This is a genomic window from Streptomyces sp. 130 (assembly GCF_007096885.1).
Taxonomy (GTDB): Bacteria; Actinomycetota; Actinomycetes; order Streptomycetales; family Streptomycetaceae; genus Streptomyces.
The window spans coordinates 85,867-98,086 of sequence record NZ_VJNO01000001.1 but is presented as its reverse complement, the minus strand read 5'-3'; the positions used below and the strand labels follow the sequence as shown (position 1 = coordinate 98,086).

11 protein-coding genes and 1 pseudogene are annotated in these 12,220 nt (G+C 74.8%); 2 read left to right on the top strand and 10 right to left on the bottom strand.

The window, feature by feature from the left end:
• Positions 1-4 precede the first annotated feature (4 nt).
• The 8 genes and pseudogenes from FKN01_RS00470 to FKN01_RS00435 form a co-directional block, all read right to left on the bottom strand.
• Positions 5-457, bottom strand: a complete 453-nt coding sequence (locus tag FKN01_RS00470; protein WP_143615671.1) for a BlaI/MecI/CopY family transcriptional regulator — start codon at positions 455-457, stop codon at positions 5-7.
• Between the two features lie 121 nt (positions 458-578).
• The gene (locus FKN01_RS00465) at positions 579-758 is read right to left on the bottom strand and encodes a hypothetical protein (protein ID WP_143615670.1); all 180 of its coding nucleotides are present in this window, start codon (positions 756-758) and stop codon (positions 579-581) included.
• A gap of 39 nt (positions 759-797) precedes the next feature.
• The gene (locus tag FKN01_RS00460) at positions 798-1,370 is read right to left on the bottom strand and encodes a hypothetical protein (protein ID WP_143615962.1); all 573 of its coding nucleotides are present in this window, start codon (positions 1,368-1,370) and stop codon (positions 798-800) included.
• Between the two features lie 137 nt (positions 1,371-1,507).
• Positions 1,508-2,305 carry a type III pantothenate kinase gene (locus FKN01_RS00455; protein ID WP_143615669.1) on the bottom strand — a complete coding sequence of 266 codons (798 nt, stop codon included), beginning with the start codon at positions 2,303-2,305 and terminating at the stop codon, positions 1,508-1,510.
• Positions 2,305-3,336: a carboxylating nicotinate-nucleotide diphosphorylase gene (nadC, locus tag FKN01_RS00450; protein WP_143615668.1), complete on the bottom strand. Its 1,032-nt coding sequence runs from the start codon at positions 3,334-3,336 to the stop codon at positions 2,305-2,307. The genes FKN01_RS00455 and nadC overlap by 1 nt, the downstream gene beginning before the upstream one ends.
• Positions 3,337-3,338: 2 nt before the next feature.
• Positions 3,339-5,069 (bottom strand): L-aspartate oxidase, encoded by a 1,731-nt coding sequence (locus tag FKN01_RS00445; RefSeq protein ID WP_143615667.1) that lies wholly within the window; start codon positions 5,067-5,069, stop codon positions 3,339-3,341.
• The gene (gene panC / locus FKN01_RS00440) at positions 5,066-6,082 is read right to left on the bottom strand and encodes a pantoate--beta-alanine ligase (protein ID WP_143615666.1); all 1,017 of its coding nucleotides are present in this window, start codon (positions 6,080-6,082) and stop codon (positions 5,066-5,068) included. Before panC ends, FKN01_RS00445 begins: the two co-directional genes overlap by 4 nt.
• A gap of 500 nt (positions 6,083-6,582) precedes the next feature.
• Positions 6,583-7,521: pseudogene (locus FKN01_RS00435) on the bottom strand (Rossmann-like and DUF2520 domain-containing protein); the annotation flags it as partial.
• Between the two features lie 166 nt (positions 7,522-7,687).
• Between FKN01_RS00435 and FKN01_RS00430 the strand changes: the two are divergent.
• The gene (locus FKN01_RS00430; protein ID WP_143615665.1) at positions 7,688-8,878 is read left to right on the top strand and encodes a low specificity L-threonine aldolase; all 1,191 of its coding nucleotides are present in this window, start codon (positions 7,688-7,690) and stop codon (positions 8,876-8,878) included.
• A 281-nt stretch (positions 8,879-9,159) separates the two neighbouring features.
• Positions 9,160-10,278: a DUF5937 family protein gene (locus tag FKN01_RS00425; RefSeq protein WP_143615664.1), complete on the top strand. Its 1,119-nt coding sequence runs from the start codon at positions 9,160-9,162 to the stop codon at positions 10,276-10,278.
• Positions 10,279-10,283: 5 nt separating this feature from the next.
• Here the strand turns inward: FKN01_RS00425 and FKN01_RS00420 are convergent, their stop codons facing one another.
• Positions 10,284-10,958 carry a response regulator transcription factor gene (locus tag FKN01_RS00420; protein WP_143615663.1) on the bottom strand — a complete coding sequence of 225 codons (675 nt, stop codon included), beginning with the start codon at positions 10,956-10,958 and terminating at the stop codon, positions 10,284-10,286.
• 25 nt (positions 10,959-10,983) lie between these two features.
• Positions 10,984-12,201: a sensor histidine kinase gene (locus FKN01_RS00415; protein ID WP_143615662.1), complete on the bottom strand. Its 1,218-nt coding sequence runs from the start codon at positions 12,199-12,201 to the stop codon at positions 10,984-10,986.
• Between the last annotated feature and the right edge of the window lie 19 nt (positions 12,202-12,220).

Sequence of the window (12,220 nt, the reverse complement as noted above, 5' to 3'; positions counted from 1 at the left end):
GACGCTATCGCCCGGTCTCCGGCTCCGCGCCATCGGCCGCTTCACCGGCTTCGCCATCGACGGCTTCGTCCGCTTGGACCGTGCCGTCCCCGGGAAGGGCGGGCAGAACGATCCGCATCGCGTCGCGCAGAGCCTCGCGCTGCTCGGCCGACATCATCCCGAAGAACGCGACCAGCGCGGCTGCCGGGTTGTCGCTGAGCGACCAGGCTTCGTTCATCAGGGCGGCGGCGTATGCGGCGCGGGTGGAGACGGCCGTATATCGATATGCGCGGCCCTCCACTTCGCGGCGGACCCAGCCCTTCTGATGGAGATTGTCCATTACCGTCATGACGGTGGTGTAGGCGATGGACCGCTCCTGCTGAAGGTCCTCCAGGACTTCCCGCACAGTGACCGGACGGTTCCATTCCCAGACCCGTGTCATCACGGCGTCTTCGAGCTCTCCCAATTGACGGGGCACAGCGTCACCTTAGTGCCAGATGTCTGAAATGCGTAACTATTTACACAGCAAAAGGGCGTACGACTCCTCGGGAGTCGCACGCCCTTTCGTACAAGGAAGCGCCGGAGCGCCCCCGGCGGGGTCAGGCCCCTTCGGTGCGCGGGGTCTGCTGCGCCGACTCGGCGCGGCTGATCGCCGCCTCCACGGCCGCGTCCTCCTTGGCCTTGTTGGGGCCGCCCTGGCTCTTGACGATCGTCACGACCAGGCCGATGAAGAAGGCGGCCATCACCACGGGGGGCACGAGCGCGGATACGTAGTCCATGCCCTCCAGAGTAGCGAGCCGCCTCCCGGCCCCTCGGAGCTACCCCGCGGCGCGCTGCGGCGGCTGCGGTACGGGGCGGCGCGGCGGGAAGACCTCGGAGGGCTTCGGCGCCGGGCGCTCGGACGGCGGTACGGGGCGGGCCGGGGCCGGCGGCGCCTTCGGCCGGTCCGGCTCGGCGGCGCGCCCGCCGGGCAGCGCGAGCAGCCTGCCGCGGGGCGCCGGGGCGGTCGCGGCCAGGGCCCGTCCGGCGAGCCGGGCCCGCACCGAGCGCTCCGCGATCATCTGGCAGCGCTCCAGGAGGGCCGCGGCGACCGGGCCGCCGCGCAGGGCGCGCAGCGCGGCCAGGTCCTCGGGGAGCGGGTCGTATCCGGCGGCCAGGGCGTCCTGGAGGAGTTCCAGATAGCCGGTGAGGGAACCGGGCAGGGCGTCGCGGTAGCGGACGAGGTCGGCGAGGAGGAAGGCGCGCAGCCGTCCGGCCTCGGAGACGGCCTCGTCCACGCTGCCCGCCAGCCGCAGGCAGTCCTGGACATCCTCGTCGGGCAGGGGCGCGGGGTGCAGCGCGAAGGCGAGGGCGCGTCGGAGCACTCGCAGCTCGTCCGCGCTGAAGGCCATACCGCCGCGTGATCCGTAGGGCGTGGGCATGACGCGACAATACGTGCTAATGGGACAAAATCGGCTTAACTGGTCGTCGGTGGCGCGGCGGCTCCGGAGCGCCGCCGCACCCGGAACCGCCGGTCAGGGGCCTGTTCCTACAGCCGCGACACGTTGCGCTCGTACACCAGGCGGAGGCCGATGAGGGTCAGCCAGGGCTCGTGCTCGTCGATGACGGAGGACTCGCCCAACACCATGGGAGCAAGGCCGCCCGTCGCGATGACGGTGACGTCGTCCGGGTCGGCCGCCAGCTCCCTCTTCATCCGCTCCACGACCCCGTCGACCTGGCCCGCGAAGCCGTAGATGATGCCCGCCTGCATGGCCTCGACGGTGTTCTTGCCGATGACGCTGCGCGGCCGGGCCAGCTCGATCTTGCGGAGCTGGGCGCCCCTGACGCCCAGCGCCTCGACGGAGATCTCGATGCCGGGCGCGATGACACCGCCGGTGTACTCGCCCCGGGCCGAGACCGCGTCGAAGGTGGTGGCCGTGCCGAAGTCGACCACGATCGCCGGACCGCCGTACAGGTCGACGGCGGCGACCGCGTTGATGATGCGGTCCGCGCCGACCTCCTTCGGGTTGTCCATCAGGATCGGCACGCCGGTCTTGATGCCCGGCTCCACGAGCACGGCGGGGACGTCGCCGTAGTAGCGGCGGGTCACCTCGCGCAGCTCGTGCAGCACGGCCGGGACCGTGGAGCAGATCGCGATGCCCTCGATGCCGTCGCCCAGCTCCATGCCCAGCAGCGGGTGCATGCCCATGAGGCCCTGGAGCAGCACGGCGAGCTCGTCGGCGGTGCGGCGGGAGTCCGTGGAGATCCGCCAGTGCTCGACGATCTCCTCGCCGTCGAAGAGGCCGAGGACGGTGTGGGTGTTCCCGACGTCGATGGTGAGCAGCATCAGGCGCCGGCCCCGTCGGTGTCGCGGAAGTCCAGGCCGATGTCCAGGATCGGCGAGGAGTGGGTCAGCGCGCCCACGGCCAGGTAGTCGACCCCGGCCTCCGCGTAGGCGCGGGCCGATTCGAGGGTGAGCCGGCCGGAGGACTCCAGGAAGGCGCGCCCGCCGGTCAGGGCGACCGCCTCGGCGGTCTCGGCCGGGGTGAAGTTGTCCAGCAGGATCAGGTCGGCGCCCGCCTCCAGCACCTCGGTGAGCTGGGCCGGCGTGTCCACCTCGACCTCGATCGGGAGCTCCGGGAACTCGGCCCTGACCCGCTTGAACGCCTCGGCGATGCCGCCGGCCGCGATGACGTGGTTGTCCTTGACGAGCGCGGCGTCGGACAGCGAGAACCGGTGGTTGACGCCGCCGCCGCAGCGCACCGCGTACTTCTCCAGGGCGCGCAGCCCGGGCGTCGTCTTGCGGGTGTCGCGGACCTCGGCCTTCGTGCCCTCCAGCACGTCGGCCCAGGCGCGGGTGGCGGTGGCGATGCCGGAGAGCCGGCAGAGCAGGTTGAGGGCGCTGCGCTCGCCGGTGAGGAGGTCGCGGGTGCGGGTGGTGACGGTCAGCAGCTTCTGGCCGGGGACGACGCGGTCGCCGTCCTCGACGTGCCGCTCGACCTCGAACTCGGAGGTGCAGACGATCGACAGGACCGCCTCCGCCACGCGCAGCCCGGCCACCACCCCGGCCTCGCGGGCGGTGAAGTCACCGGTGGCCATGGCGTCCTCGGCGACGGTGGCGACGGTCGTGACGTCCACCCCGCCGTCCAGGTCCTCGGCGATGGCGAGGTGCGCGATGTCCTCGACCTGGACGGGGTCCAGCCCGGATTCGGCGAGGAGCTGGGCGAGCGCGGGGTCGAGCCCGCACTCCTCGTACTCCTCGTCCCCGCCGCAGCCGCAGCCGTCCCCGCAGCCGCCCGCGGCGGGGGCGGGCGCGCCGACCCGGATCAGCGGTACGTCCACGGGGGTGGGGCGCGGATTCTCTTCGGGCGTGCTCACGGTTACGGCTCCTCGGGAGTGGGGTGGGTGGTGCTCGTCGCTGCGCAGTCTGGCGCCCCGGGCGCGTCCACGGGCCCGAACGCCTCGGTATCCGTCCGACGGAGGACGAGGCCGCCCTCGGGGTCGAGCCGTACGACGAGGTGGCGGCGCCAGTCCGCGTCGTCGCGCTCGGGGCGGTCCTCGCGCCAGTGGCAGCCCCGGGTCTCCTCGCGGGCGCGGGCGGCGGCGACCAGGGCCCGGGCGACGAGCAGCAGGTTGGTGGCCTCCCACGCCTCGACGCCGGGCACCGCGGGCTTCGCCTCCGCCGCCCCGTCCTCGCGGGTGCCGAGACGCAGCGCCTCCAGCTCGTCCGCCGCGGCGGCCAGGCTCTCGGCGGAGCGGAGCACCCCGGCGCCCCGGCTCATGGCGCGCTGCACCGTGAGCCGGGTCTCGGGGGCCTGCAGCGGGACGGGCGTCCCGGCGGGGCCGACGGCCGCGCCCGAACGAGGGCGGTCGGTGACGATGTCGGCGGCGATGCGCTCGGCGAAGACGAGTCCTTCGAGCAGCGAGTTGGACGCCAGCCGGTTCGCGCCGTGCACCCCGGTGCAGGCGACCTCGCCGCAGGCGTACAGGCCGGGGACGGTCGTACGGCCCCGCAGGTCGGTGCGGACGCCGCCGGAGGCGTAGTGCGCGGCGGGGGCCACGGGGATGGGTTCGGTGACCGGGTCGATGCCGTGGGACCGGCAGGCGGCCAGGATGGTCGGGAAGCGCCGCTCCCACATCTCGGCGCCGAAGTGGCGGCCGTCCAGGAACATGTGGTCGGTGCCCTTGAGCTGCATCTGGCGGGTGATGCCCTTGGCGACGACGTCGCGCGGGGCCAGCTCCGCGAGTTCGTGCTGCCCGAGCATGAAGCGCGTACCGGAGGCGTCCACGAGGTGGGCGCCCTCGCCGCGCACCGCTTCGGAGACCAGCGGCTGCTGGCCCTCGGAGCCGGCGCCGAGGAAGAGGACGGTCGGGTGGAACTGGACGAACTCCACGTCCGAGACCTCCGCGCCGGCCCGCAGCGCGAGCGCCACACCGTCGGCGGTGGAGACCGAGGGGTTGGTGGTGGCGGAGAAGACCTGGCCCATGCCGCCGGTGGCCAGGACCACGGCCGGGGCGTTGACCGCGCCGACGCCGTCGTGCTGGCCCTCGCCCATCACGTGCAGGGTGACACCGGCGGTACGGCCTTCGGCGTCGGTGAGGAGGTCGAGCACGAGGGCGTTCTCGATGGTGTGCAGGGCTGCCGCGCGGACCGCCTCCACCAGGGCGCGGGAGACCTCGGCGCCGGTCGCGTCGCCGCCCGCGTGGACGATGCGGCGGCGGTGGTGGCCGCCCTCCCGGGTGAGGGCGACGGAGCCGTCCTCGGCGGTGTCGAAGCGGGCGCCGGTCTCCATCAGCCGGCGCACCGCGCCCGGGCCGTCGGTGACCAGGGCCCGCACCGCGGACTCGTCGCAGAGGCCGACGCCGGCGACCAGGGTGTCGTCCAGGTGCTGTTCGGGGGTGTCGCCCTCGCCGAGGGCCGCGGCGATGCCGCCCTGGGCCCAGCGGGTGGAGCCGGCGTCGAGCCGGGCCTTGGTCACCACGACGGTGGCCAGGCCCGCGGCGGCGCAGCGCAGCGCGGTGGTGAGCCCGGCGACGCCGGAGCCGACGACCACGACGTCGGCGTCGATGGACCAGCCGGGTGCGGGGGCGGTCAGCCGTATACCGGTCACGGGGTCGCTCCGAAGGTGAGGGGGATGTTGTCGATGAGGCGGGTGGCGCCGACCCGGGCGGCGACGGCGAGGATCGCCTCACCGGCCGCGCGGTCGTCGGGGAGCTCGGTGAAGTCGGCCGGGTCCACGAGCGCCACGTAGTCCAGGGCGAGCGGCGGGCTCGCGGCCTCCGCCTCCTCCAGGACCGCGCGGGCGGCGGCGCGCACGGCGGCGGGCCCGGCGTCCGGGCGGGCCCGGGCGACCGCCTGGGCGTCGGCCGCGAGGCGGGCCTCGCCGAGCCGGTTGAGCCCGGCGGCCCGGTCCTCGGTGGCGCCGGTGGCCTGCGCGCGGGCGTGCAGGGCGGCCTGGGCGGCCAGCCGGTCCCGGGCCGCGAACAGGGCGCGGGACAGGGCGAGCGCGGTGCGGCGCTCGTGCGTGTCGAGGAAGCGGTTGCGGCTGGACAGCGCGAGGCCGTCCGGCTCCCGGACCGTCGCCACGCCGGTGATCTCCACCGGGAAGTTCAGGTCGCGCACCATGCGCCGGATCAGTGCCAGCTGCTGGGCGTCCTTCTGCCCGAAGAAGGCGGTGTCCGGGCGGGTGAGGTGGAGCAGCTTGGCGACGACGGTGAGCATGCCGTCGAAGTGCCCGGGGCGCGAGGCCCCCTCCAGGCGCTCGCCCATCGGGCCCGCCGAGATCCGGACCTGCGGCTCGCCGCCCGGGTAGACCTCGTCCACGGAGGGTGCGAAGACCACGTCGGCGCCGGCCGCGCCGGCCACCGCGAGGTCGGCGTCGAGCGTGCGCGGGTAGCGGTCGAGGTCGGCGGCCTCGCCGAACTGGAGCGGGTTGACGAAGACGGTGACGACGACCTGACCGGCGGGGCCCGCGTGGGCGCGGGCGGCGCGGATCAGCGAGGCGTGGCCCTCGTGCAGGGCGCCCATCGTCATGACGACGGCCCGCCGGCCCTCGGGGGCGTACGCGTGCAGCTCACCGGCCGTGTTCAGCAGGACCGGGGCGGTGGATGTGGTGGCGGTCATCAGGAGTCCTCCGGTCCGGTGCCGCTGTCATCGGAAGGGGCCGGTCCGCCGGGGCCGTCCGGGCCGGGGCCGCCTGGGCGGGGGCCGTTCGGGCCGGGGCCGCCGGGACCGTTCGGGCCGGGGCCGTTCGGGCCAGGGCTGCCCGAGCCAGGGCCGTTCGGGCCAGGGCCGCCGGGACCGTTCGGGCCGGGGCCGCCGGGGCCGTTCGGGCCGGGGCTGCTCGGGCCGGGGCCGCCGGGACCGTTCGGGCCGGAGCCGTTCGGGCCGGGGCCGCCGGGACCGTTCGGGCCGGAGCCGTTCGGGCCGGGGCCGTTCGGGCCAGGGCTGCCCGGGCCAGGGCTGCGGGTGCCCGCGCCGCCCGAGCCGGGGCCGTCCGGGCCGGGGCCGCCGGGACCGTTCGGGCCAGGACTGCCCGGGCCAGGGCCGCGGGTGCCCGCGCCGCCCGAGCCAGGGCCACCCGAGCCGGGACCGCCCAAACCAGAACCGCCCAAACCAGAGCCCCCCGAGCCAGAACCGCGGGTGGCCGTGCCGCTGTCCGCCAGCGCGTCGAGCAGGTCCTCGGCCAGCTCCGGCTTGAGCAGGCCGTGGGCGAGGGCGCGGTCCGCCGTGGCGCGGGCCATCGCCACGTAACCGGCGACCGTGCGCGGGGCGTGGGCGCGCAGTTCGTCGAGGTGCGCGGCGACGGTGCCGGCGTCGCCGCGCGCGACCGGGCCGGTCAGCGCCGCGTCGCCGGAGCGCAGGGCGTTGTCCAGGGCCGCGCCGAGCAGGGGGCCCAGCATCCGGTCGGGGGCGGTGACCCCGGCGGTGCGCAGCAGCTCCATCGACTGGGCGACCAGGGTGACCAGGTGGTTCGCGCCGAGGGCGAGGGCCGCGTGGTACAGCGGACGGGACTCCTCCGCGACCCATTCCGGCTCGCCGCCCATCTCGATGACCAGCGCCTCCGCGGCGAGCCGCAGCTCGTCCGGCGCGGTGACCCCGAAGGAGCAGCCGGCCAGCCGCTGGACGTCCACGGAGGTGCCGGTGAACGTCATCGCGGGGTGCAGCGCGAGCGGCAGGGCGCCGGCCCGGCGCGCGGGGTCCAGCACCTTCGTCCCGTACCGCCCGGAGGTGTGGACGAGGAGCTGTCCGGGGCGGACGGCTCCGGTCTCGGCCAGGCCCTCGACCAGCCCGGGGAGGGTGTCGTCGGGGACGGTGAGCAGGACGAGCTCGGCGCGCGCGAGGACGTCGGCGGGCGTCACGAGGGGGACATCGGGCAGGAGTTCGGCGGCGCGCCGCCGGGAGGCGTCGGAGACCCCGGAGACGGCGACCGGACGGTGTCCGGCGAGGGCCAGGGAGGCGGCCAGGGCGGGGCCGACGCGGCCCGCCCCCACCACGCCGACGGTGAGCCGGGCGGGGCGGTCCCGCGCGTCGAGGGGGTCCTTGGGAGCTGTTGCGTTCACACTGCGGGCCTTCCGTTCCAGTCCGCGGGGGGTACCGGACGATTCCCTTGCATGCTACGCCAGCGACCGCCCCGCCCACCCGGCTGTCCACAGGCTGTGGATACCGCTCCGGGCGGGCCCGGGACACGCGGTGGGCAGGACCGGCGTTCTGCGTGATGATCGTCCCATGGCAGACATGAACACGCAGGTGACGGACGGGACGGCGGAGCCGGGGAGCGAGGAGGAGTGGCGGCTGCGCCGGCTCGCCGCGTGGCGGCGGGCCGGGCGCGCGCTGTCCCGCCTTCCGCAGGACCGCACGCTCGGCGAGCAGCTGGCCGCCCTGGCGGCGGACGCCGGGACGGTCACCGACGCGGGGCTGCCGGCCGACATCTACGGGGACGGTGTCGTCGGGGAGCTGGAGCAGCGGGTCGCGGGCCTGCTGGGCACGGAGGCCGCCGTGTTCTTCCCGACCGGGACGATGGCCCAGCAGGTCGCGCTCCGCTGCTGGGCCGGCCGCACCGGCAACCCCGTCGTCGCCCTGCACCCGCTCGCCCACCCGGAGGTGCACGAGAACGGCGCCCTGGGGTCGGTGAGCGGGCTGCGCACCGTCCACCCGACGACCGAACCGAGGCTGCCGACCGCCGACGAGGTCCGCGACTTCCCGGAGCCGTTCGGCACGCTGATGCTGGAGCTGCCGCTGCGGGACGCCGGATTCCTGCTGCCCGCCTGGGAGGAGCTGGAGGCCGTTGTGGCCGCCGCGCGCGACCGCGACGCCGTCGTCCACTTCGACGGGGCCCGGCTGTGGGAGTGCGCCACGCACTTCGGGCGCGGGCTGCCCGAGATCGCCGCGCTCGCGGACAGCGTGTACGTGTCGTTCTACAAGTCCCTGGGCGGCATCTCCGGGGCCGTGCTCGCCGGTTCCGCCTCGCTGGCCGAAGAGGCCCGGCTCTGGCGGCACCGGTACGGCGGTCAGCTCTTCCAGCAGTTCCCGGCGGCGGTCGCGGCCCTGGCCGGGCTCGACCGGGAGCTGCCGAGGCTGCCGTCGTACGCGGCGCAGGCGAAGGTGGTGGCCGGGGCGCTGGCCGAAGGCTTCGAGGCGGGCGGCGCGGGCTGGTTCCGGGTGCGTCCGCAGGTGCCGCACACGCACCAGTTCCAGGTGTGGCTGCCGTACGACGCGGAGGTGCTGAGCCGGGCCTCGGTGCGGCAGGCGGAGGAGACGGGCACGGTGCTCTTCCGCCGCTGGTTCACACCGGACACGGGCGCGCCGGGGGTGTCGTACACGGAGGTGACGGTGACGGAGGCCGGGCTGGAGTGGAGCGCCGAGGACGTACGGGAGGCGGTGGCGGCGTTTCTGGAACGGGTGGACGGGAAGAGCTGAGGCGGCCCCGCCTCCCCCGGACGGCCCCGGACGCCTCCCGGACAACTCCGGCCCGTCCCCGGACGGCCCCGGCCTGCCCCGGCCGGCCCACCGGGCCCCGGACCCCCCGGACAACTCCGGCCCGCCCCCGGACAACTCCGGCCCGCCCCGGACGACCCCGGCCCGCCCCCGGCCCCCCAGGCCCCCGGCCCGGCCCCCGGACGGCTTCGGTCGGGGAGGCGGATTGACGTCCGCCGTCAATCCGCGCTCCGGCTGTCACCCCCACCCGGCACCATGGACCGGTGAGCGTCACCATCGACATAGCGGGGCTCGACCCCGCCCGCATCGTCTTCCGGACCTCCCCGCTGGTCGAGCTGGGCGTCGCCCTGCACGCCCTCGCCGAGCCGGGGCACCACCCGGGCCTGCACGGCTGGGCGACGGCCACCACCACGGCCCTGGAGCCCGATCTCGCCGACCGGCTGCACGAGGCGGAGTTCCTGTGGCGGAACACCTTCTCGGACATCTTCATGCCGTTCGCCGGGGTCATCGGCGGCGACGGCACGACGGGCGACAGCCTCGCCGCCGACCTGGACATCCTGGACCGGCTGGACGACGACCGGTTCGTCTCCGCCGCCCTGGAGTTCACCTGCGCCGCGTTCTACGGGACCGGCGCGGCCTCCCCGCTGCGCAACGCGGAGGCGCGGACCCGGGCGCTGGACATGGCGGCGGCGCGCGGCCCGCGCCAGGTGGAGTTCACCGAGCGGCTGCTGGCCGACCCCGCTCCCGTGCGCCGCTGGCTGCGCCGCCTGTTCGAGGACTGCGACCAGGCGTTCTTCGCGGACACCTGGGAGCGGACCCGCGTCCAGCTGGTGGCGGACGCGCGGCACAAGACGGACCTGCTGCGGCACAAGGGGCTCGCCGAGGCGATACGGGCGGTCTCGCCCGCGCTCACGCTCGACGCGGACGGCGGCAGGATCAGCGTGGACAAGCTGACCGAGGGGGCGACCGACGCGACGGACCCCGCCGTCGGCCCCGGGCTCACACTGATCCCGACCAGCTTCGGCTGGCCGCATCTGATGGTGCTGCACGCCCCGGGCTGGCGTCCGGTGATCCACTATCCGGTGCACCGGCCGGAGCTGCCCGCGCCCGCCTCGGTGGAGCTGCTCCAGCTGCGGCTGGAGGCGCTGGCGCACCCGATGCGGATGCGGCTGTGCCGGAACATCGCGCGTTCCCCGTACACCACCGGTGAGCTCGCCGACACGAACGGGATCACCCCGCCCGAGGTCTCGCGCCATCTCGCGGTGCTCAAGAAGGCCGGCCTGGTCACGACCCGGCGCCGGGGCCGGTACGTCCTGCACCAGCTGGACCTGACCGTGGTGGCCCGGCTCGGCAGCGACTTCCTGGAGGGAATCCTGCGCTGACGCCGTCAGCCCGCGCCGCCGCCGGCGCGGACCAGCCCCGTCTCGTACGCGAGGACGACGACCTGCACCCGGTCGCGCAGGGACAGCTTGGTCAGGATGCGGCCGACGTGCGTCTTCACGGTCGCCTCGGAGAGCACCAGGCGGCCCGCGATCTCGCCGTTCGACAGGCCCTGCGCGACGAGCAGCATCACCTCGCGCTCGCGTTCGGTGAGCTTGGCGATGTCCTTGTGCTGCGGTTCCGGGGAGCCGCTGGGCAGCATCGGCGAGAACCGGTCGAGCAGCCGCCGGGTGGTGGACGGGGCGACGACGGCGTCCCCGCTGTGCACGGAGCGGATCGCGGCGAGCAGTTCGCCCGGCGGCACGTCCTTCAGCATGAAACCGCTGGCCCCGGCCTTCAGCCCGGAGAACGCGTACTCGTCCAGATCGAACGTCGTCAGGATCAGCACCTTCGGCGGGTCGGGCTGCGCGCAGATGCGGCGGGTGGCCTCGACGCCGTCCAGCTTCGGCATGCGGACGTCCATCAGCACCACGTCCACGGCGGTGGCGCGCAGGATGTCGATCGCCTCCGCGCCGTCCCCGGCCTCGGCGACCACCTCCATGTCGGGCTGGGCTGCGAGCACCATACGGAAGCCGGTGCGCAGCAGCACCTGGTCGTCGACGAGCATCACGCGGATCGCCATGGGGGCCTGTTCTCTCCTCGTTCGTTCAGCGGTCGGCGGCCTTGAGCGGCAGCAGCGCGCTGATCCGGAATCCTCCGCCGGGGCGCGGCCCGGCGTCCAGTGTGCCGCCGACCATGCCGACCCGTTCCCGCATGCCGATCATGCCGTGGCCGGCGCCGTCGGCGCCCCCGTCCTCGTACAGCTCGTGCGCGGCGCCCCTGCCGTCGTCCTCGACCAGCAGGCCGAGCCCGTCGTCGAAGTAGACCAGCCGCACACTCGCCCCGGCGTGCGGGCCGCCGTGCTTGCGGGTGTTGGTCAGGGCCTCCTGAACGATGCGGTACGCGGTCAGCTCGACGCCGCTGGGCAGCGGGCGGGCGGTCCCCTCGACCTTGAAGTCCACCGCCAGACCGGCCTTGCGGACCTGGTCGATCAGCTCCTCGATCTGCTCGACGTCGGGCTGCGGGACGTACTCCCCGCTCTCCTGCGCGTCGCCCGTCCGCAGCACCCCGAGCAGCCGCCGCATCTCCGCGAGCGCCTGGCGGCCGGTGCTGGAGATGGTCTCCAGCGCCTGCCGGGCCTGGTCGGGCGCCGCGTCCAAGACATAGGCGGCGCCGTCCGCCTGCACGACCATCACGGAGACGTTGTGCGCGACGACGTCGTGCAGTTCGCGGGCGATACGGGCCCGCTCGGCGGCCACCGCGACCTTCGACTGGGCCTCGCGCTCCCGCTCCAGCCGGGCCGCCCGCTCCTCCAGCTGGTCGAAGTAGGCCCGCCGGGTCCGCATCGAGTCGCCGAGCACCCAGGCCAGCACGAACGGCACCGTCAGCACGGCGACGACGAACACCGTCTGCGCCCAGTTGCGCGGCGTGCCCTCCTCGTTCGGCCAGCGGAGCTGGGACATCGTGGCGGCGGTGAGACTGCACGCCAGGGCGAGCCGGGAGGCCCAGCGCTCACCGACGGTGGCCACGGTGAAGGTGATGACGAGCATCGCGAAGTTCGCGGCGTTCGGCCGGACGCCGCAGATCAGCTGGGCGGCGCCCATCGCGATGGCGAGCAGCAGCATCTTCTCCGGTGCGCGCCGGCGCAGCGCGACGACGAGGCAGAGCCCGAGGACGACCGGTACGACCGCGATCCGTTCGAGACGCCCGCCGTGCCCGACGTCGCCCACCACGATGGTCATCCCGGAGAGCCCGAGGAGGAAGACAGCCCAGAAGCTGTCGACGCCCGTCGGGTGCCGGCGGATGAAGTCGTAGAGGCGCTGCACGTAACCCAGCGTAAAGAAG

Excerpts from the sequence above, each read along its gene's own strand:
- FKN01_RS00465 (WP_143615670.1), bottom strand. The coding sequence starts at position 758 with ATGGACTACGTATCCGCGCTCGTGCCCCCCGTGGTGATGGCCGCCTTC.
- FKN01_RS00420 (WP_143615663.1), bottom strand. The coding sequence starts at position 10,958 with ATGGCGATCCGCGTGATGCTCGTCGACGACCAGGTGCTGCTGCGCACC.
- panC (WP_143615666.1), bottom strand. The coding sequence starts at position 6,082 with ATGACCGCCACCACATCCACCGCCCCGGTCCTGCTGAACACGGCCGGT.
- FKN01_RS00460 (WP_143615962.1), bottom strand. The coding sequence starts at position 1,370 with ATGGCCTTCAGCGCGGACGAGCTGCGAGTGCTCCGACGCGCCCTCGCC.
- FKN01_RS00455 (WP_143615669.1), bottom strand. The coding sequence starts at position 2,305 with ATGCTGCTCACCATCGACGTCGGGAACACCCACACCGTCCTCGGCCTC.
- FKN01_RS00430 (WP_143615665.1), top strand. The coding sequence starts at position 7,688 with ATGGCAGACATGAACACGCAGGTGACGGACGGGACGGCGGAGCCGGGG.